The organism is Streptomyces sp. PH9007, assembly GCF_059813725.1.
In genome coordinates, this window is the sequence record NZ_CM187440.1 from 733,427 (window position 1) to 752,834 (window position 19,408).

Below are 19,408 nucleotides of genomic sequence, written 5' to 3' on the forward strand. Positions count from 1 at the left end.
CTTCGATGGCCCCGTCGTGATGGGACACCACCAGGCGGAGGAGAGACCGTGGGCACGTGGGGCAGTGGAAACTTCGAGAGCGACACCGCCAGGGACTATCTGTCCTCCTTCATGGATCAGCTCGTCGCGGAGGTTGCCGAGGTCATGGACGGGGATCCGGTCGCCGTCGAGCCCGACGAGTACTGGGGTGTCGCCGTGCCGTGCCAGCTGGAGCTGCTGCACGTCCTGATCCGGGCCGGCCACACCTCCGACACGCCGCTGCGCCCGGAGCTGGTGGAGAAGTGGAAGACGCACTTCATGGCCGTCTGGGAGCGGACCATCGACGAGCTGGAACCCTCGCGGGGGTACAAGGAGGAACGCCGCGCCGTGCTGGTCCGCACCTTCGACCAGTTGGCCGGGGCGGCAGCCGAACGCGCCGCCTAGCCCACCCCGGCCGTTCGCCCGCCCGCCCGCCCGCCGTGACCGAACTCGGTGACGGGCGGACGACGTCGTTGTCCCGGGTGCCTACGCCACTCGCCGCAGGGGGGTCAGTGCGGAGACCGCGCCGGCGATCGCGGCGGCGAGTGCGGCGGACTGGGACAGGAAGGGCGAGTGGGAGGAGTCGAGTTCGGTCACGGCGGTCGGGGCGGCCGGTCCGGCGGCGATATGCGTGCCAACACGTCCGATCTCCTGTGAACCCTGGTGCGAAACGAGCCCGTCGGACCGACGCGAAGGGGGAGGACGCGTCGGTGCCGAGTGTGCGGGACGACACGGACCAGCCCCGGAACGTGGCACCGCGCCGCCCGTATCGCCGTTCCCGACGCTAGCGAGACATGTGCGGGTGCGGCAGTGTCAGATTTTCCGAGCGGTGCCCGTACGCCTGGTCACCCGCACGCCTGGTCGCCGGTGAAGGCGATCGCGGTGGGCCGGCCCGCGACGGTGGTGCTCAGGATCGGAGAGCCGCGCCGGTGAGGTACTTCAGAAACGGGAGCAGCGTCGCGAGCGCGGCGGCGGCGAACACCCCGAAGGCCAGACGCGGGCCGCCCGCCGCGGCGAGCACTCCCGCCAGGGCGGTTCCCACGGGCATCGCGCCGAAGGTGAACATCCGGGCGGCGGCGCTGTAGCGGCCGAGCATCGCATCGGGGACCCTGCGCTGGGCAAGGGTGCGGGCGTTGACCGACCACAGCGTGCCACCCGTCCCGCCGAGGAGAGCCCCGGCCGCCACCGCCCAGATGTTGGTGGTGAGGGCGGGAAGAGCGACCATCGCGGCGGTGCCCAGGAGGTCGGCGAGCATCGCCCGGCGGACACCGAGGAGCCGGTTGACCCAGGTCACCGAGGCCGCGCCGACGAGCCCGCCCACACCCAGGGCGCTGAGCAGAACGCCGTACTCCCGCGGGCCCAGCTCCATGGCCGTCGTGGCATGGAGCGGCATGAGCCCGAGCCAGGCTCCCCACACGGAGGCGAGCACGGCGACGACCAGCGACAGGGTCCGCAGGACCGGGTCGCGCCACAGGAAGCCCAGTCCCTCGGCGATCCTGCGGCGGGTCGGCACGGCGACGGTGCCGGACGGGGGCGGCGCGGGACGGAAGCGTCCTGCGAGCAGCAGCAGGGAGAGGGCGGCCAGCGCGTAGGCGGCGCCGGTGAGCCCCAGGGCGAGGGAGGTTCCGGCGGCCAGCAGCAGCCCGCCGACGAAGGGTCCGGCGAACTCCTGCCCCACGGTTTCCGCTCCCACCATCCAGGCGTTGGCGCGCTCGCGGCGGGCCGGTGGGACGGCGGCGGGGACCAGGGCGGAGGCGGAGGTGGCGGCGAGGACATCGGCGATGCCGAGGACGGCGCCCGCCACCAGGAGCTGGGGCAGGGACGGGCCCTGGGCCGCCGCCGAGACCGTGAGTCCTCCCATCGCGGCCATGCGCAGCGCGTTGGCCGCCCACAGCAGGCGGCGGCGGTCGACCCGGTCGGCGAGGACGCCGATGTGCAGCGCGAAGAGCAGCCACGGCAGCGTGAACGTGAGGGCCACCGCCGTGATCTGCAGCGGAGCGTCGGTGCGCTGGGCGGCCAGCAGCGGAAGGGCCATCTTGACCACGCCGTCGGCCAGGTTGGTCACGGCGGTGAAGCCGACCAGCACGGCGGTGTTGCGGGGGGCCGGAGGCGTTGGGTGCTGGGGAAGCGCTGGGTGTTCCGGTGGCGCGTCGGTCCGTTTCCTGCGGGCTGTGAGCGCGGCCATGACGATCCCCTCACCATCTAAACGCTTAGCAGGTGACGTTACTGTGGCACGACCGCGCGTGACCGCGCAACCGGCAAAGCGCTTAGCCCGTAACATGGAGAGCGAGCCACACCCACCCGCGCCGAAAGGAAGACCGCGATGCTGGAGCAGCCCGCCTCGGCCGGACTGGTGCAGGAGTTCGCCAACACGCTGGACATCCACGCCGGAACCGACGCGCTCGCCACCCCGGCGGACCTAGCCGGCTGGCTCACCGACCGGGGCCTGCTCGACTCCCCCGGCCGCTTCTCCGACACGTCGCACGCCGCCTATCTCGCCCTGCGCGCCGGGATCCGCGAGGAACTCGCCGCTCACGCCGCCCCTCCCGACCCCGCCCGCACCACCGCGGCCGACCAGGTACTCGCCGAGCATCCGGTCCTGCTCACCACGGGCGGCGCCCTCCTCCAACCGCCCGGCCTGCCGACCCTCCACACGCCCCTGGTCACGCTCGCGATCGCCTGGCACGAACTCGTCACCACCGGCGAGGCCGCCCGGCTCAAGTCATGCGCGGAACACACCTGCCGCGAGACGTTCTGGGACGCCACGAAGAACCGCAGCCGCCGCTGGTGCTCCATGAAGTCCTGCGGCGACCGCGCCAAATCCCGCGCCTACCGGCAGCGCAGGCCCACCGGCGACTGACCCCGGCCGCCGCAGGGCGATCCGAGGTGTTTTGTCCCTGACGTGACGGGTACCCGCGCCGATCACACGCGACCACCTGACGGAGGGAACACAGGGATGCCTGCGGGATCCAGCCGGAAGCGAGAGCGGCAGTACGAGCACATCAAGGAGGGCGCGGAGAAGCGCGGCACCTCCGAGAAGCGCGCCAAGGAAATCGCCTCACGGACGGTGAACAAACAGCGGGCGCGGTCCGGCGAGTCCGGAACGAAGAGCAAGGTCTCGACGCAGGACCCCAAGTCGGCCTACGAGCGAGGCGGGCGTCGTTCACACAGCGGTTCCCAGGGGCCGACAAAGGACCAGCTCTACGCGGATGCGAAGCGGCGCGGGATCGAGGGCCGCTCCTCCATGGACAAGGAGCAGCTGCGCAAGGCGCTCGGCCGCTGAAACGCCCACCGCCGCGCCGACCGACGTGCGGCCGGGGAGCGTACGGTCGGCGTACGGCCCCGGTCGGCCGGGTTCGCGCGGCGCGCGGCGGGTACCCGGCGGCCCGGCGATCGACCGGACATCGGCCCCCTCGGAAGGAAGACCAGCTCATGCGCGTCGTCATCGTGGGCGCAACCGGCAATGTCGGCAGTGCCGTCATCCGGGCCCTGGCCGCGGAACCCGCCGTCACCTCCCTCACCGGTCTGGCCCGCAGACTGCCGCACTGGGAGGCGGACAAGACGGTCTGGAAACGGTGCGACCTGCGCTTGGCCGACGGCGACGGGCCCTCGCTGACCGAACTCTTCCGGGGAGCCGACGCCGTCGTCCACCTCGCCTGGCTGATCCAGCCGACCCGGGACCCCGCCGAGACCTGGCGCACCAATGTGCTGGGCACGGCCCGCGTCCTCAGAGCGGTCTCCGCCGCCCGCGTCCCCGCCCTCATCTGTGCGTCTTCGGTGGCCGCCTACTCCCCGGGGCCCGGCGACCACCACGCGGTGGACGAGAGCTGGCCCACGCACGGCTGGCCCACCGCGGCCTACAGCCGTGAAAAGGCCTATGTGGAACGCATGCTGGACACGTTCGAGGCGGAGCATCCGGACACCCGGGTGGTCCGGATGCGCCCCGGTTTCCTGTTCTCCCGGTCCTCCGCGGCGCAGCAGCGCCGCTACTTCATCGGACCGCTCCTGTTCGGCCCGCTCGCACGTCCCGAGCTGAGCCCCGTCGTCCCCGACGTGCACGGGCTGCGCTTCCAGGTCCTGCACACCGACGATGCCGCCGACGCCTACCGGCGTGCCCTCGTCCGGGACGTCCGCGGGGCCTTCAACCTCGCGGCCGACCCGGTGATCGACCCCTCCCAGCTCTCCCGGATCTTCCACGCGCGGAAGCTGAAGGTACCGCCGGGAGTACTGCGTGCCGTGATGGCGGGCGCCTGGCACGGCCGGCTGACACCCGCCTCTCCCGGGCTGCTGGACACTCTCCTGCGGCTGCCCGTCATGGACTGTTCCCGCGCCCACGGCATCCTGGGCTGGCAGCCGCGGCGCGACGCCGAGGAAACCCTGCGCGACGTCATCGAGGGACTGCGGCACAACACCGGCGGGCCCACGCCGCCCCTGGACGCCCACCCACCGGGCGGCCGGCTGCACGAGCTCGCCACCGGCATCGGCCGGCGGCCGTGACCGCGACGCATTCTTCGAGTTCCACCGCACCCGCGTGCTCCCCGGGCTGGGCTGACCCGGCCCGGGGAGGCCCGGCCCGCCATCGCCGCGGGCGCCGCCGGGCGACGGCCCCGTTTCACGCGGTGGCGGTCAGCAGCTGCGGGCTGAGGACCTTCAACTGCGCGTTCGCCCAGCGCACCTGCCGCAGGGTGTCGGGGTGGCACTGCTGGGCGAGGCGCAGGAGTTCGGGCCTGCGTTTCGCCTGCGCCGCCTGGGCGAGCAGTTCCCAGTCGACGGACACGGCCGCGGCGTGCAGATGCAGTTGCCGCAGATCGCGCAGGAGACGCAGCCCCGCCTCCGCCTCGAGCACGGGGTTGGGGTGGCAGTCCCCGGGGACGCGCCGCACGTGGCCGTCCGGGCCGGAGCCGGTCGCTTCGGCCAACGCCTCGGCGTGCCGGCGGGACCAGCCGGCCAGGTCCCGCGCCACATGGTGCACCTCGTGCTCGGCCCGGTGACGCCCGGCCACCTCGAGCAGGTGCTGGGCGAGCGCGTTCTCCGCCTGGTGGAGCGCGTGCAGCAAGGGAGTCAGGTTCACCGGGGTTCTCCTCCCGCCGTGACGGTGAGCTGGGCACCGGCCAGCGCCGTCGGCCCACCCGCCGTGGCGGGTACGCCGGCGGCGAGGGGCGCCGAGGCGGTGGTGGTCGGTGCGGGGGCGGGGGCCTGCGCGGGGGCCAGCCGTCGCACGCGGGCGGCGGCGGTCTTGAACAGGGGCTGTTTGGAGGCCGGGTCCCAGTCGGTGAGGGTGAGTTCGTTGGCCGCACGGGGCCGGCCGTCGGGGCGGTCGCCGGCGGGGGTGTCCCAGTAGCCGTAGTGGAAGGGCAGGAAGACGACGCCCGGGCGGATACCGGTGATGCGGGCGGCGGCGGTGACGCTGCCGCGTGCGGTGGTGATCTCGACCTGGTCGCCCTCCTCGACGCCGTGCCGCCGGGCGTCGGCGGCGGAGAGTTCCGCCCACATGTCAGGCGCGGCGGACTGGAGTGGAGGGGCGCGGGCGGTCTTGGTGCGGGTGTGGAAGTGGTAGAGCGTGCGCCCGGTGATGAGCCACAGGGGATGGCTGTCGCTGGTGGTCTCGTGCGGCGGCAGATAGCCGGCGGCCTTGATGACGGCTTTGCCGAACGGGTTGAGCGCCTGGTATTCGACGGGCTCCAGTGGCGCGCCGGTCACCATGTCCTTCCCGTAGCTCTCGCATTCCTGGGGCGAGCTGAAGAACCGGCCGTCCGCGTACAGCCGTTCGGTCCCGCGCGGGTTGCGTGCGTCGCACGGCCACTGGATGCCGCCGTGCTCGCGCAGCAGGGCGTAGCTCATCCCGGTGTAGTCGCACGGCCGGCCCCGGCTGCACTCCTGCCAGGCGCGGAAGGCCGATTCGGGATCGTGCCAGCGCACCAGCGGGCCGCCGTCGCGGTCGCGCAGCCCGAGCCGGGCCGCGTAGTCGAGGAAGATGTCGAGGTCGGGCCTGGCGTCACCGGGCGGTTCGACGGCTTTGCCGGAAAGGTGCACGGTGCGGTCCGCGTTGGTGAACGTTCCGGTCTTCTCCCCCCAGGTGGCGGCCGGCAGCACCACGTCCGCGAGACGAGCGGTCTCGGTGAGGAAGATGTCCTGCACCACGGTGAACAGGCCCTCGCCGCCCAGGATCGCGCGTACCCGGGCGAGTTCGGGGAGGGAGACCGCCGGGTTGGTGCCGGAGATCCACAGCAGGCGCAGGGAGCCCTGCTCGGCGTAGCGGAACATCTGCATCGCGTGGGTGGGCGGGCCGTGGTGCGGGATACGGTCCGGCTCGACGTTCCAGATCCGGGCGAGTTCGGCGACCTGCGCGTCGTTCGCCCAGTTCCGGAAGCCGGGCAGATCGCCGTTGGCACCACACTCGCGGGTGTTCTGGGCCGTGGGCTGGCCGTTCATCTGGAGCACCCCGCAGCCGGGACGCCCCAGCATGCCGCGCAGCAGATGGAGGTTGTTGACCTGAACGGCGGCGGCGGTCGCCTGGTGCGACTGGTAGAAGCCCTGGAGCACGGTGGACAGCAACCGGCGGGCGCGGCCCAGCACACGGGCGGCCCGCCGGATGTCGGCGGCCGGGACGTCACAGATCCGCTCCGTCGCCTCGGGGGTGCAGTCCGCGACGCGGGCCCGGAGTTCGTCGAAGCCGACGGTGTGGGCGTCGAGGTAGGTCCGGTCGATCCAGTCCTGGGCGATGATCTCGTGGAGCAGCCCGTTCATCAGGGCGACGTTGGTGCCGGGCAGCGGCGCCAGATGCACGGTGGCGACCTCGGCGACACGCGTGGGCCGGGGGTCGACGCAGACGATCTGCGGCGGCCGGGGCCCGGCGAGCCGGTCCAGGACACGGGACCACAGCACGCTCTGGGTCTCCGCCATGTTGTGGCCGAAGAGCGCGATGACATCCGCGTGATCGATGTCCGTGTACGAGCCGGGCTGCCCGTCGCAGCCGAAGGTCTCCTTCAGGGCCGCCGCGGCGGTGGCGGTGCACAACCGGGTGTTGCCGTCCAGGTGCGGGGTGCCCAGGCCGGCGTGGGCGATGACGGCGAGGGTGTAGTACTCCTCCAGGAACAGCTGCCCGGTGGTGTAGAAGCCGAGGGCGGACGGGCCGTGCTCGTCCAGCAGCCGGCGGGTGCGCCGCACCACCCGGTCCATGGCGGTGTCCCAGTCGGTGGGCACCAGTTCGCCCTCGACCCGGATCAGTGGCGTGGTCAGCCGGTCCCCGGAGGCACCGGCCTGCCAGCCGTAGAGGTCCTTCGGGCCGAGCCGTCCGTGGTTGACCCGGTCGCTTCCCCGGCCGCGCACGCCGACGATCCGGCCGTCGCGGACCGCGATGTCCATGGCATCGCCGTTCGAATGGAGGAGTGAGGCGGTGGGGACCCAGCGGTCGACGTCCTCGGGGCCAACACCCTCGGCGAAGAAGGAGTCGACGCGGACGGGCCAGCGTTCGCCGGGACCGTACATGGTGCGCGCCGTCGACCTGAACCTCCCGCCCGGTGTCGAGAGCGACATGGGAGAGGGCGACGACTGGCCCGGCGTCCGGGAACGGGTGCTGTCCTCGGAGATCCTCATCATGGCGTCGCCCACCTGGCTGGGCCGGCCGTCCTCGGTGGCCCAACGGGTGCTGGAGCGGATGGACGCCAACCTGGCCGGCACCGCCAAGGCCCTGGCCGCCAACCCGCTGGGCCCGCCACCCTCCTGAAGCGCCCCGCCGTCAGGTCCGGGCGGGCCGGGCCGGTCCGGCGCGCCGCGCCCGTCAGGTCCAGGGCGGGCCGGGAGCGCGGGCCAGGTCGTCCAGGGCCCGCCGGGCATCGGTGAGCAGCGCACCGTACAGCGGCCATTCGCCCGGTGCCCGCAGGTCTGCCCGGCGGCTGTTGCCCGCCAGTTCGGCGGCCCGGCGCCGGCCACCGGCCACCGGCCCGCCGTCCGGATCCGGGCCCGCTCCGGCGGGCGCCGCGGAACCGCTCTCGCCCAGCTGATGCGCCGCCCGGCCGATGTCCTCCAGCAATCCGGCGAAGGGCAGGAGGAAGTCGCCGGCCAGCGCCGGCCGGTTGTCACGCCCGGCCGCGTAGTCGAGCCCCCGGACGACCGACTCCAGCTGGTAGGAGGCCCGCTCCAGGGCGGTCACCCGGCCGTGGTGATCCGACAGGCTCAGCAGGCCGCCGCTCACCAGCCGCCGCGGATTGAGCCGGACGTTCTCCTCGCCCAGCTCCACCGTCGCCCGGGCCTGACGGGCCATGGTCCGCAGTGCTGCGCCTCGTCCCACCAGGCACGGGTCTCCGCCTCTCCGGTCCGCCCTCGCGCAGATTGCGGGCGACCCCGGCCGCCAGATCGCCGACCCGCCCGGCCAGGTACGCGACGGACCGGTCGGCGTCCCGGTGGTGCACCGCCGGCGCCAGCACCACGACGGCCACCAGGCCGCAACCGATCCCGATCAGCACCGCGGCCGCCAGCCCGGCGCCGTAGTCCCACTCCCCGTTGCCGGTGGAAAAGGCGAACAGGGCGGTGACCGGCACCTGGAGCCGCTGGGCGCCCAGCGGCTGCGCCCGGGAGAGAGCCAGCGCCACCAGGAGCAGCACGGCCAGGGTCCACGCGGTGCGTCCCGCGGCCGATCCGAAGACGGCGGCCAGCACCACCCCGAGCGTGACGGCCGCCAGATAGCGCCAGGACTGCTGGATCGAGCGGTGCACCGTTCCCTGGATGGCCAGCAGCGTCGTGAACGGGGCGAAGGTGGCGACGCCCGGCGCCAGCAGCCACGAGGCGAGAGACCAGGCGGCCACCGCCGCGGCCACCGTCTTCAGCTGGAGCAGCAGGTCCTCCCGCTCCCAGCCGGGCCCGCGCACGGCCTGCCGGAGCCGGTCCCGCAGCACCGCGACCCGTACCGTCACCGCGTGGACGGGTCCGGTCCCGTCCTTCCGCACACGCCTCCTCACAGCCACCTCGACTGCCCCGCGAGACCGGCGGCAAACGTGCGCGGCGGGGCCGTCCGACCGCCCCTCCGAGCTGCCGCGCGCCCCGGAAAGTGCTTCCATCCGTACAGGAAGAACGCGGCGCCCTCCCCCAAAGGGAACAGCGCGGCACCCGTGAGAGCAGGCTCCGTACCGCTCGCCCAGGCGTCTGGAGGCATCCATGGCCGTACGGCACCGACTGATCGCCCATCCCCCCGACACGGTGTGGGACGTGCTGGCCGACCCCTCCCAGTACGCCGCCTGGGTGGTCGGCACCAAGGATTCCGCACCGGCGGAGGGCGAGTGGCCCCAGGTCGGCTCCGCGCTGGCCTACACCGTGCGGCTCGGCCGCAAGGATCTGCACGGCCGCACCTGGGTGCGGCGCTGCGAGCCGCCGCGGGCCCTGGAGCTGGAGGTCGACAGCGGGCGGCTGGGCACCGCGCGCATCTCCCTGGACATCCGCCCGTGGGGCGAGGAGACCCTGGTCATCATGGACGAGCACCCGCTGCGCGGCTTCGGTGGCACGGTGCACAACGCCGTGCTGGACGCGGTGCAGCAGGTGCGGCACCGCGGCATGCTCGCCCGGCTGGAACGGCTGGTGGACGAGCGGGCGCCGCTGCCGTCCGGGCACCGGCCCGGCTCCAGGGCACGGGGGCGATGACGGACGCCGTCGTGGTGGGGGCCGGACCCAACGGACTCGTCGCGGCCAATCTGCTGGCCGACGCCGGCTGGTCCGTGGAGGTCCTGGAGGCGCAGCCGGAACCGGGCGGGGCGGTGCGCAGCGACCGTGGTGTGCACCCGGATTACGTGAGCGACCGGTTCAGCGCGTTCTACCCGCTGGCGGCGGCTTCCCCCGTGCTGCGGGCGCTGCGGCTGGAGCGGGAGGGGCTGCGCTGGAGTCATGCTCCGCAGGTGCTCGCCCACCCCTTGGCGGACGGGCGCTGTGCGGTGCTGGACCGCGATCGGGCGGTCACCGCCGCCCGGCTGGACACGTTCGCCGCGGGCGACGGACGGGCGTGGGAGGACCTCAGCGCCCTGTGGGACGGCATGCGGGAGAACCTGCTGGCGGCCCTGTTCACCCCGTTTCCCCCGGTGCGTGCCGCGGCCGGGCTGGCGTTCGGACTGGGCGCGGCCGAGGGGCTGCGGGTGGCGCGGCGCCTGCTGTTGCCGGTGCGGCGGCTCGGCGAGGAGGAGTTCGACGGCGAGGGCGGCCGGCTGCTGCTGGCGGGCAGTGCGCTGCACGCCGATCTGCCGCCCGAGGCGTCGGGCAGCGGCGGTTTCGGCTGGCTGATGGCGATGCTCGGCCAGAGCTACGGGTTCCCCGTACCGGTGGGCGGGTCGGGCGAGCTGACGGCGGCGCTCGTCCGCAGACTGAGCCGGCGCGGCGTCACCGTACGGTGCGGGGAGCGGGTCACCGAGATCGTGGTGCGGGGCGGACGGGCGGTGGGCGTGCGCACGGCGGACGGGACGGCGGTCTCCGCGCGCCGCGCGATCCTCGCCGACGTGACGGCGCCACAGCTCTACCTCGACCTGGTCGGACGGGAGCAGCTGCCCGGCCGGCTGCTGGCGGATCTGCGGCGTTTCCAGTGGGACTTCGCCACCTTCAAGGTGGACTGGGCCCTCACCGGGCCGATCCCCTGGAGCGCGGGGGCGGCCTCCTCGGCCGGGACGGTGCATGTGGCCGACGGTGTGAACGACCTCACGCGCTTCGCCGCCCAGCTGGCCATGGGCGAGGTTCCCGACCGGCCTTTCCTGCTGCTCGGCCAGATGACCACCGCCGACCCCTCCCGCTCCCCCGCCGGCACCGAGTCGGCGTGGGCCTACACCCATGTGCCGCACCACGTGCTCGCGGACGCCGGCCCGCAGGGCCTGACCGGACGCTGGGACCGGCGGGAGCGGCAGCTGATGGCCGACCGGGTCGAGGAGCAGGTCGAACGGTACGCGCCCGGTTTCCGTGCGCTGATCGCGGCCCGCCGGGTGCTGAGCCCGCCCGATCTGGAGGCGTCCGACGCCAACCTGCGCAGCGGGGCCGTCAACGGGGGCACCACCGGCCTCCACCAGCAGCTGGTGTTCCGGCCGGTACCGGGCACCGGCCGGCCCGAGACCCCGGTGACCGGCCTGTACCTCGCCTCCGCCTCCGCCCACCCGGGCGGCGGCGTGCACGGCGCGCCGGGGGCCAACGCCGCCCGGGCCGCGCTGCAGGCGGGCAGCACCGCCCGGGTGGTGACCGCCGCCCGGCGGGCCTTGGCCCGCCGGGGCCGGCGCCGCCCCACGAAGCCCGGCTGAGGCAGCGCGGGAGGGCCGCGCCCGGCGAGGGTCCGCCCGTCAGTCGCCGGGCCCTGCCAGGGGTGAGCGCAACGCCGAGCCGCCCGAGCGCCAGGCGGTCAGCACCTCCCGCGCCAGGCGGTCCTCCAGATGAGCGGTCGCCCCGATGCCGAAGGCCACATCGGCCGCCAGCGCGGGCTCGTCCGCCAGCAGCCCTCCCACGACCTCGTGCCGGACCACCTGTTCGTGCACCGCGTCCGCCTCCACGTGTTCGTCGTAGAACCGGGCGGCGGCCGGGCCCGCGCCCACCGCACGCATCGTGGCGGCCAGCCGACGGGAGGCCGGCGGGGACGTCACCTCCACCGCGGCGAAGTGGCCCACCAGCGCCCCGCGCAGCGACCGGTGCAGGCCGAACAGCGACATGAGGTTGACGGTGGCCAGGGCCGGTGCCGGGGCCGCGTCGAGGTAACGGCCGTAGGCCGGGTCCAGCCCGAGATCCGTCATCAGCGCCGCGAACAGCTCGGCGTGCACCCGCTCGGCGCGCCCCGCCCCGAACTCGTCGTACTCGATGGCGACCATCGCGGCCTTCGCCCGCCCCCGCAGCCGGGGCACGACCCACAGGTGCGGGTCCGCCTCCTTGAGGTGGTAGAGGGAACGCAGCGCCGCGTACTCCCGCACCTGCCACAGGGCGCCTTCCCGGGCGAGGTGGTGGCTCATGCTGTCCCCGCTGTCGCCCACCGGTTCCACCAGCAGCTCGCCCAGGGCCTGGTCGGCGTTGTCACCGGCGGCGGCGTCGCGCCGCAGGGCCGTCAGGAAACGGTCCTCCGCGTCGGCGCGCAGCCGCAGCAGCGCGGGGTCCCACTCGTACGCGTCGTCGATGCCGGCGAAGCCCCGGTAGTGCAGTTCGTAGAGGAGGTACAGGGCCAGGTGCAGATCCGCTCCGTAGGGATCGGCGCCGGAGACCGCGGCGGCCGGCGGCAGCGGACCCGCCGCCCCGCGCAGGGCGCCGATCACCGCGCCCGACAGGTCGCCCCTGGCCGGGGGCAGCGGAGGGGACGCGGTGACGCGCAGCGGCAGCGTGGTCACGGGGCTTCCTCCGTTCCGGCGGCCGGCGGCGGTCCGGGCCGGGGCGGCCGTTCGGGTGAGTTCCGCCGGTCGTTCCCGCGGGACCGGCGGCGGTGGCTGGTGTCGCACCACGGATAGCTGCGGCTGCGCCGGCACGCGCACAGCGCGACCTGGAACCGCTGGGAGGACACGACGCCGCCGTCCGGGAGGACGACCTCCACGGGCCCCTCCACCAGGATGGGTCCGTCCGCGTCGAGCCGTATCCGGCGGGGCCGTTCAGAGTCGTTCGGCACGGATGACCACCAGCTCCTCCTCGTCCTGGCCGTGCTCCAGCAGCCCCTGGGCGCGCAGCCAGGGGGCCCGCTGCCGCAGGACGGGGCCCAGCGGGATCCGGGCCTGGTCGCCGACGGTGGCGTGCAGTCCTGAGCGTTGCAGCCGGAGCAGGGTCTCCTCCGTTCCGCACAGTGCGGAGTGGACCAGGAGCAGCACCCCGCGCGGGCGCAGCAGGCCGGGGGCGGTCGCGCAGATGCGGTTCAGCAGGGTCCGGCCGTCGGCACCCGCGTCCCAGGCGACGGCGGCGCCGTGGCGGGCGGGCCGGCGGGGCGGCGCCGGTACGTACGGCGGGTTGCTGACCACCAGGTCGAAGGTCAGGCCCCGCAGGCTTCCGGCCAGGTCCCCCCGGCGCACGTCGATGGCCACGCGGGCCAGCAGGGCGTTCAGCCGGGCCGTCCACACCGCGCGGCGGGCGATGTCCACGGCGGTCACATCGGCGCCCGTGAGGGCGGCGCGCACGGCGAGCACCCCGGTGCCGGTGCACAGGTCCAGCACGGCGGTGCCCGGGCCGGTGCGCTCGCGGGCCAGGGCACCGGCCACGAGCCGGCTGTCGTGCTGCGGCGGGTAGACACCCGGAACCGTGAGGACTCTGCCGAGGGCCGGTGGTGCGGTGGTCGTCATGCGCGCTCCTGTCGCCTCCTCGCACCGGGGGTGCGTCCGGGGGTCCGGTTCCGTGGGGCATGCGTCGACGGTGACGGTCAGCCGCGATTGAGGCCCTTCAGGTCCGGGAGGAACTCCTGGACCTTCTGCTTGATGCCTCTCTTCACCACATTCGTCCGGTCGCTGTCACCGCGCAACAGCGCTTCGGCGGTGGACTGCGCCTGCTCCCAGGTGGCGTGCGGGGGAATCGGCGGCACGGCGGGATCGGTGACGAATTCCAGCAGGCAGGGCCGGTCGGCCGCGAGCGCCTGCCGCCAGGCGGACTCGACGCCGCCCGGCTCGTCGACCCGGATGCCGTGCAGGCCGATGGAGCGGGCGAACTCCGCGTACGGGACGTCGGGCAGGTGCTGGGAGGGCTCGAACTGCGGGGCGCCGGACATCGACCGCATCTCCCAGGTGACCTGGTTGAGGTCCTGGTTGTTGAACACGCCCACGATCAGCCGCGGGTCGCTCCAGCGCCGCCAGTAGCGGGCGGCGGTGATCAGCTCCGCCATCCCGTTCATCTGCATCGCGCCGTCGCCGACGAGCGCGATCGCCGGCCGTTCCGGGTGGGCGAATTTGGCGCCGATGAGGTAGGGGACGCCCGGGCCCATGGTGGCCAGGGTGCCCGACAGGGAGCCGCGCATCCCCGGCCGCAGCCGCAGGTGACGGGCGTACCAGTTGGCCGCCGAGCCGGAGTCCGCCGCGAGCATGACGTCGTCGGGCAGCAGCGGGGACAGGGCGGCGGCCACGTATTCGGGGTTGACGGGGTCGGCCTCGGTGGCGGCCCGCCGGTCCATCACCTCCCACCAGCGGGCGACGTCGCGCTCCAGGTCTTTGCGCCACTTTCCGTGCTTCTTCGGCTCCAGCAGCGGCAGCAGTTCCCGCAGCGCGGTCGCGGCGTCCCCGATGAGGTTGACCTCGTACGGGTAGCGCATGCCCGCCATGTGCGGGTCGATCTCGATCTGCACCGCCCTGGCCTGACCGAACTCCGGCAGGAACTGGGCGTACGGAAAGCTGGAGCCGATCGTCAGCAGGGTGTCGCACCCCCGCATCAGCTCGTACGAGGGCCGGGTGCCCAGCAGTCCGATGGCGCCGGTGACGTACGGCAGTTCGTCGGAGAGCACGTCCTTGCCCAGCAGCGCCTTGGCCACCCCGGCGGACAGCACCTCGGCCGCCTGCTCCACCTCCGCGCGGGCGCCGGCGGCGCCCTGGCCCACCAGCACGGCCACCCGTTCGCCGGCGTTCAGCACGGCGGCGGCGCGCTCCAGGTCCTCCCGGGCCGGGACCGGGGCCGAGCGGCCGAGGCCCAGGGAGGAGGGCACCATCTTGAACGCGTGCGACGGTGCCTCGTACTCCAGCTCCTGCACGTCGGCGGGGACAATCACGGCGGTGACCGTGCGCCGGCCGTACGCGGTGCGGATGGCACGGTCGAGCACGTTGGGCAGCTGCTCGGGAACGGTGACGGTCTCCAGGAAGTCGGAGGCGACGTCCTTGAACAGGTTCGCCAGGTCCACCTCCTGCTGGTAGGAGCCGCCCATGGCGCTGCGGTTGGTCTGGCCGATGACCGCGACCACCGGGACGTGATCGAGTTTCGCGTCGTACAGGCCGTTGAGCAGATGGATGGCTCCGGGCCCGGAGGTCGCCACGCAGACGCCCAGCCGGCCGGAGTACTTGGCGTAGCCGACGGCCTCGAAGGCCGCCATCTCCTCGTGCCGCGCCTGCACGAACATGGGGTCGTCCGCGGCCCTCCCCCACGCGGCGAGGAGCCCGTTGATCCCGTCACCGGCGTACCCGAAGACGTGTTCCACATCCCACTCCCGCAGCCGCCGCAGCAGGAAATCCGCCACCTTCTCACCCATGCGCGCGCTCCCAGTCCTCGCTCACGTCGCGGCCCGCCCGTAGCTGCGCGCCCCGGCCCGCGTGGTCCGGCCGCAAGGGTGAACGGCGGACACGCGGACGGGCCGGGTACCCGGTGCGGCGCGCTCCAATCACGGGATCGGCCCCCCGTCCGTCACCCGCTCGGCGCAACGCCAGGGGGCGCGGGCGATGTCGTGGGACGGCCTCGCCGCGGAAGCCACGGAGCGCGCCGGTGCGCGCGGGCGCCGGTCGGTCCGTCAGGTCCCGGGGGCGGGCGGGCCCAGCCAGTGGTCGATCGCCGCCGCCAGGGCCAGGTGGTGCGGCGGGCGCAGCATGCTGTGGTGGTCGCCCTCGACGACGTCCACCGTGAGGCAGTCCCCCATCAGCTCCCGGAACACGGCCCCGCGCCGGGCCCCGTCCCCGTCCCGGGCGGCGAGGTAGAGGCACGGCACGCGCAGCGGGGCCGGCCGGTACGCGTCCAGGGCCCGCATGTTGGCCCTGAAGACCTCGAAGACACGCCGCAGACCGGCCTCCGATGTCTCCTCACCGAGGACGCCCTCGGCCCTGGCCCAGCGCAGCAGCGCCTGAAGGGGACGGCCGCGGGCCTCCCGCACCGTGAGGGTGCTGCGGCGACCGGCCGAGGCCGCGAGGTACTGGCTGTGCAGGACCGCGAGTTCCGTCTCGTCCTCGGGAGCCCGCTCCGGCTCCACCGGGGTGTCGATCAGCACCAGCGACTCCACCACCCGACCGCGCTCTGCTGCCCGTCCGGCCATCTCGTACGCCACGGAGCCGCCCATCGACCAGCCCGCCAGCACCACGGGCCCGGCGCCCAACTCGGCTTCCATCCGGTCCAGGTAGCGGTCGGCCAGCTCCTCGACGGTGTGCAGCGGGCTGCCCCCGGTGAGGCCCTCGGCCTCCACGCCGTACACCGGCCGGTCCGTGGCCAGCGCCGCGCACAGCTCCGCGTAGCCCAGGACGCTGCCGCCCACGGCGTGGACGAGCACGAGGGGCACGCCCGTACCGGTGCGCAGCCGGATCAGCGCGCGGCCCGTGCCACGGCCGGGCCGGCCGGCGGAGTCGATGAGCGCGGCGAGTTCGGCGACCGTCGGTGTCTCGAACAGCGCCGACACCCCGAGGGCCACGCCGAACTCCTCCTGCACGAGGGAGGCCATCCGCAGCGCCGCGAGCGACTGTCCACCGAGGGCGAAGAAGTCGTCGCGCACGCCGATGTCCTCGGTACCCAGCGTGCGGCGCCAGATGGCGAGCAGTCGCTCCTCGCTCTCGGTGCTCGGCTCGACCGGGCCCGGCCGGTCCGGGGCGGCCGGCCGCCGAGGGGCCGGCAGCGCGCGCACGTCGAGCTTTCCGTTGGGGTTGAGCGGAAGTGCGTCGAGCACGGTCACGGTGCCCGGCACCATGTGGGGCGGCAGCCGCCGCCCCAGCGTTCCGCGGAGGTCCGGCGGCGGTGGGTGGCCGGGCCGGTGGACCACGTACGCGGCCAGCCGGTGGTCACCGGCGACGCGGTGCGCCACCACGGCGGCCTGGGCGACCGCCGGGTGGGCGCGCAGGGCCGCCTCCACTTCGGCGGGCTCGACGCGGCAGCCGTTCACCTTGATCTGGCGGTCGATCCGCCCGAGGCACACGAGGTGGCCGTCGGAGCGGTGCCGCACCAGGTCACCGGTGCGGTACATCCGCTCCCCCGGCACGAACGGGTCGGGCAGGAACCGTTCCCCGGTGAGCTCGGGGCGGCCCAGGTACCCCCTGGACGGGCCCGCGCCGGCGATGTACAGCTCGCCGCGGGCCCCGGGCGGCACCGGACGGAACTGGGGATCGAGCACATAGAGGCGTACGCCGGGCAGCGGTTCCCCCAGGCCCGGGTGCCGGGTTCCGCGTTCGACCAGGCACCAGGTGGAGTCGGCGGTGCACTCGGTCACGCCGTAGATGTTGTAGATCCGCTTCACCGAACCCGTCGCGTACAGCCGTTCGATCAGCTCGCCCGGCAGCGCCTCCCCGCTGAGCATGATCGTGGTCACCCCGCCGGGCAGCGGCCCGGCCGCGAGCAGTTCCCGCAGCAGGCTCGGGACGCCCTGCACCAGGGTCACCGTCTCCCGCTCGGGAAGGGTGTGCAGATCGAACACCGAGTCGACGAGCAGCACCGTCCCGCCGAGCAGCAGGGTCGCGAAGTACTCCTGGATGGTGGCGTCGAAGCCGCTCGGGGTCGAGGCGAGAACGCCGGCCACCTCCTGCGGCTCCAGGGTGCGCCGGTAGTACTCGACGAGTGCCACCACGTGGCGGTGCTCCACCACGACGCCCTTGGGAGTACCCGTTGAGCCGGAGGTGTACATGACGTAGGCCATGTTCTCCGGGCCGACCCGGACCGGGGGCGGCGTGGCGGGGTGGGCGCGGAGACCCGGCTCGTCCACCGACACGACGGCGTCCGCCCACTGCGCCAGCCGGTCCCGGTGAACGTCGTCGGTGACCAGGAGGGGCATCCGGGTGTCCGCGATGAGCAGGGCGAGCCGCTCGTCGGGCAGCGCCGGTTCCATCGGCACATAGCCGCCGCCCGCCTTGAGGACGGCCAGGATCGCGACCAGCAGCCGGGGTTCCCGCGACACGCAGACGCCGACCGGCACCTCGGGGCCCACGCCCGCCGCCCGCAGCCGCCGGGCGAGGCGGTTCGCCGCCGCGTCCAGCTCCCGGTATGTGAGCCGGTCCGCCCCGCGCGCCACCGCGACGGCGTCCGGGTGGGCCGCGACGGCCGCCTCCACGAAGCGGTGCAGCAGGTCGACCGACGGCTCCAGCGCCGGGTGCCTGGCGCTCAGCAGTGCGGCGCGCTCGGCCTCGTCCAGCAGCGGCAGATCCCCCAGCGGAGTGTCCGGGGCCGCCACGACCGCCGCGGCGAGCCGGGCCAGGTGGCGGAGCATGCGCCGCGCCGTCTCGGCGTCGAACACATCGAGGGCGTAGGTGAGGGCGAGCTCCGCCCGACCGTCCGCGAGGTCGGCGACGTGCAGGTCCACATCCAGCACGGTGGTCGTCCGCGCGATGACGAGGGGTTCCCCGGGGATCCCGTCGAGCACGAAGTCCGGTCCCCCGGCGGGTTCGTGGGTGAAGAACGCCTGGAAGAGCGGGTTGCGGCCGGGTACTCGGGGCGCCCCCCGCGCCTCCACGAGGTGGTCGAACGGCACGGTGGCATGCCGGTACGCCTCCAGCGCGCGGTGCCTGGTTCTGGCCAGCAGTTCGGCGAACGACGGGTCGCCCGACAGATCGGAGCGCAGGACGACCGTGTTGACGAAGTTGCCGACGACGTGGGCGAACTCGCGCCGCTCCCGCCCGGCGTAGGGGACGCCGATCACCAGGTCGTGCTGGCCCGAGTAGTGCGCCAAGGTGGCGGCGTACAGCGCGTGGTGGACCATGAACGCGGTGGCGCCCGCCCGGCGGCCGAGATCGGTGAGCCGGCCTGCCAGATCGGCCGGCAGGGTGGCGCTCACCGTGCCGCCCCGCAGGCTGGGCCTCGGCGGGCGGGGCCGGTCGCCCGGCAGGTCGAGGACGGCCGGGGCGCCGCGCAGCCGTTCGCGCCAGTGCTCCAGCGCCGGCGCGTGCACGCCCGCCGCCGACGTCTCCTCCTGCCAGGCGGCGAAGTCCGCGTACTGGAAGGCGGGATCGGGCAGGGCCGCCGGGGCGCCGCCGAGCTCCGCCCGGTAGAGCTCGGAGAGCTCGCCCAGCAGCACCCCGAGCGACCAGCCGTCGATCACCGTGTGGTGGGCGGTGAGGAGGACGAGAAATTCCTCCGCCGCGGTCGCCACCACGAGACCACGGATGAGGGGCCCGCCCTCCAGCGTGAAGGGGCGGCGCGCCTCGTCCTCGACGAGCGAACGCCACTCCTCCTCGTCGCCCGCCCGGGCGGTCCCCCGGAGATCCTCGAAGCGGAACGGCGGCGGCGCGGCCGAGGTGAGGACCAGCAACTCACCGCGGGCGTCGACGAACCGCGCGCCGAGCGCCGCGTGCCGGTGGCACACGGCGGTGAAGGCGCGCTCCAGCGCCCCGGGGTCCAGCCGTCCTCGGAAGCGGAACGCGGCGGGCGCGTTGTAATCGCCCCGGTCGAGACCCGCGCGGTACAGGAACCACATCCGCCGCTGCGCGGCCGAGGGGGTGACCTGCCGCCGTGCGGCCGGGGAGCCGAGGAGCCGGGTGAGGAAGTCGTGGCGCTGTGTCGCGGACAGGCTGGTGTACCGCTCGTAGACGCCTTGCCTCAACACCAC

At 74.2% G+C, this 19,408-nt stretch carries 16 protein-coding genes and 1 pseudogene; 7 read left to right on the forward strand and 10 right to left on the reverse strand.

Annotated features, from left to right (window positions below; genetic code table 11):
• Positions 1-48: 48 nt before the first annotated feature.
• Positions 49-423: a DUF4259 domain-containing protein gene (locus tag ACTFAP_RS03185; protein ID WP_495683378.1), complete on the forward strand. Its 375-nt coding sequence runs from the start codon at positions 49-51 to the stop codon at positions 421-423.
• A 502-nt stretch (positions 424-925) separates the two neighbouring features.
• On the opposite strand, the gene ACTFAP_RS03190 is transcribed toward ACTFAP_RS03185, so the two are convergent.
• Complete coding sequence (locus ACTFAP_RS03190; RefSeq protein WP_500468175.1) at positions 926-2,203, reverse strand: MFS transporter; 1,278 nt, start codon at positions 2,201-2,203, stop codon at positions 926-928.
• Positions 2,204-2,341: 138 nt separating this feature from the next.
• On the opposite strand from ACTFAP_RS03190, the gene ACTFAP_RS03195 reads away from it, so the two are divergent.
• From ACTFAP_RS03195 to ACTFAP_RS03205, 3 genes are all read left to right on the forward strand, one after another.
• On the forward strand, positions 2,342-2,878 hold the full coding sequence (locus ACTFAP_RS03195; RefSeq protein ID WP_495683380.1) for a CGNR zinc finger domain-containing protein: 537 nt from the start codon (positions 2,342-2,344) through the stop codon (positions 2,876-2,878).
• Between the two features lie 96 nt (positions 2,879-2,974).
• Positions 2,975-3,301, forward strand: coding sequence for a plasmid stabilization protein (locus ACTFAP_RS03200; protein WP_495683381.1), 327 nt, complete (start codon positions 2,975-2,977; stop codon positions 3,299-3,301).
• 149 nt (positions 3,302-3,450) lie between these two features.
• Complete coding sequence (locus ACTFAP_RS03205) at positions 3,451-4,515, forward strand: NAD-dependent epimerase/dehydratase family protein (protein ID WP_500468176.1); 1,065 nt, start codon at positions 3,451-3,453, stop codon at positions 4,513-4,515.
• A gap of 115 nt (positions 4,516-4,630) precedes the next feature.
• On the opposite strand, the gene ACTFAP_RS03210 is transcribed toward ACTFAP_RS03205, so the two are convergent.
• Together ACTFAP_RS03210 and ACTFAP_RS03215 are read right to left on the reverse strand one after the other, a co-directional pair.
• Positions 4,631-5,089, reverse strand: a complete 459-nt coding sequence (locus ACTFAP_RS03210; protein WP_500468177.1) for a hypothetical protein — start codon at positions 5,087-5,089, stop codon at positions 4,631-4,633.
• Entirely contained in the window at positions 5,086-7,506 is a 2,421-nt protein-coding gene (locus ACTFAP_RS03215; protein ID WP_500468179.1) for a molybdopterin oxidoreductase family protein, read from the reverse strand. The genes ACTFAP_RS03210 and ACTFAP_RS03215 overlap by 4 nt, the downstream gene beginning before the upstream one ends.
• Here ACTFAP_RS03215 and ACTFAP_RS03220 point away from each other — a divergent pair.
• Positions 7,505-7,699 (forward strand): annotated as a pseudogene (locus ACTFAP_RS03220) (flavodoxin family protein); the annotation flags it as partial. The gene ACTFAP_RS03215 and the pseudogene ACTFAP_RS03220 overlap by 2 nt on opposite strands.
• A 99-nt stretch (positions 7,700-7,798) precedes the next feature.
• Here the strand turns inward: ACTFAP_RS03220 and ACTFAP_RS03225 are convergent.
• Both ACTFAP_RS03225 and ACTFAP_RS03230 read right to left on the reverse strand, forming a co-directional pair.
• Positions 7,799-8,170 carry a hypothetical protein gene (locus ACTFAP_RS03225; RefSeq protein WP_500468180.1) on the reverse strand — a complete coding sequence of 124 codons (372 nt, stop codon included), beginning with the start codon at positions 8,168-8,170 and terminating at the stop codon, positions 7,799-7,801.
• Positions 8,097-8,963 (reverse strand): aromatic acid exporter family protein, encoded by an 867-nt coding sequence (locus ACTFAP_RS03230; RefSeq protein WP_500468181.1) that lies wholly within the window; start codon positions 8,961-8,963, stop codon positions 8,097-8,099. The genes ACTFAP_RS03225 and ACTFAP_RS03230 overlap by 74 nt, the downstream gene beginning before the upstream one ends.
• Positions 8,964-9,171: 208 nt before the next feature.
• Here ACTFAP_RS03230 and ACTFAP_RS03235 point away from each other — a divergent pair, with 208 nt between their 5' ends.
• Positions 9,172-9,651 carry an SRPBCC family protein gene (locus ACTFAP_RS03235; RefSeq protein ID WP_495683386.1) on the forward strand — a complete coding sequence of 160 codons (480 nt, stop codon included), beginning with the start codon at positions 9,172-9,174 and terminating at the stop codon, positions 9,649-9,651.
• Positions 9,648-11,276 carry a phytoene desaturase family protein gene (locus ACTFAP_RS03240; RefSeq protein WP_500468182.1) on the forward strand — a complete coding sequence of 543 codons (1,629 nt, stop codon included), beginning with the start codon at positions 9,648-9,650 and terminating at the stop codon, positions 11,274-11,276. Before ACTFAP_RS03235 ends, ACTFAP_RS03240 begins: the two co-directional genes overlap by 4 nt.
• A 39-nt stretch (positions 11,277-11,315) precedes the next feature.
• On the opposite strand, the gene ACTFAP_RS03245 is transcribed toward ACTFAP_RS03240, so the two are convergent.
• The 5 genes from ACTFAP_RS03245 to ACTFAP_RS03265 all read right to left on the reverse strand — a co-directional run bounded on the left by ACTFAP_RS03245 (position 11,316) and on the right by ACTFAP_RS03265 (position 19,408).
• On the reverse strand, positions 11,316-12,341 hold the full coding sequence (locus ACTFAP_RS03245; RefSeq protein WP_500468183.1) for an iron-containing redox enzyme family protein: 1,026 nt from the start codon (positions 12,339-12,341) through the stop codon (positions 11,316-11,318).
• Positions 12,338-12,613: a CDGSH iron-sulfur domain-containing protein gene (locus tag ACTFAP_RS03250; RefSeq protein WP_500468184.1), complete on the reverse strand. Its 276-nt coding sequence runs from the start codon at positions 12,611-12,613 to the stop codon at positions 12,338-12,340. Before ACTFAP_RS03250 ends, ACTFAP_RS03245 begins: the two co-directional genes overlap by 4 nt.
• Entirely contained in the window at positions 12,597-13,274 is a 678-nt protein-coding gene (locus ACTFAP_RS03255) for a HemK2/MTQ2 family protein methyltransferase (protein WP_500468185.1), read from the reverse strand. Before ACTFAP_RS03255 ends, ACTFAP_RS03250 begins: the two co-directional genes overlap by 17 nt.
• 77 nt (positions 13,275-13,351) lie before the next feature.
• Complete coding sequence (locus ACTFAP_RS03260) at positions 13,352-15,154, reverse strand: thiamine pyrophosphate-requiring protein (protein ID WP_495683391.1); 1,803 nt, start codon at positions 15,152-15,154, stop codon at positions 13,352-13,354.
• A 255-nt stretch (positions 15,155-15,409) separates the two neighbouring features.
• Complete coding sequence (locus ACTFAP_RS03265) at positions 15,410-19,408, reverse strand: non-ribosomal peptide synthetase (protein WP_500468186.1); 3,999 nt, start codon at positions 19,406-19,408, stop codon at positions 15,410-15,412.

Bases quoted from the DNA above. Each gene is read 5' to 3' on its own strand.
- ACTFAP_RS03260 (WP_495683391.1), bottom strand. From the start codon at position 15,154: ATGGGTGAGAAGGTGGCGGATTTCCTGCTGCGGCGGCTGCGGGAGTGG.
- ACTFAP_RS03255 (WP_500468185.1), bottom strand. From the start codon at position 13,274: ATGACGACCACCGCACCACCGGCCCTCGGCAGAGTCCTCACGGTTCCG.
- ACTFAP_RS03200 (WP_495683381.1), top strand. From the start codon at position 2,975: ATGCCTGCGGGATCCAGCCGGAAGCGAGAGCGGCAGTACGAGCACATC.
- ACTFAP_RS03205 (WP_500468176.1), top strand. From the start codon at position 3,451: ATGCGCGTCGTCATCGTGGGCGCAACCGGCAATGTCGGCAGTGCCGTC.
- ACTFAP_RS03215 (WP_500468179.1), bottom strand. From the start codon at position 7,506: ATGTACGGTCCCGGCGAACGCTGGCCCGTCCGCGTCGACTCCTTCTTC.
- ACTFAP_RS03240 (WP_500468182.1), top strand. From the start codon at position 9,648: ATGACGGACGCCGTCGTGGTGGGGGCCGGACCCAACGGACTCGTCGCG.
- ACTFAP_RS03190 (WP_500468175.1), bottom strand. From the start codon at position 2,203: ATGGCCGCGCTCACAGCCCGCAGGAAACGGACCGACGCGCCACCGGAA.
- ACTFAP_RS03195 (WP_495683380.1), top strand. From the start codon at position 2,342: ATGCTGGAGCAGCCCGCCTCGGCCGGACTGGTGCAGGAGTTCGCCAAC.
- ACTFAP_RS03235 (WP_495683386.1), top strand. From the start codon at position 9,172: ATGGCCGTACGGCACCGACTGATCGCCCATCCCCCCGACACGGTGTGG.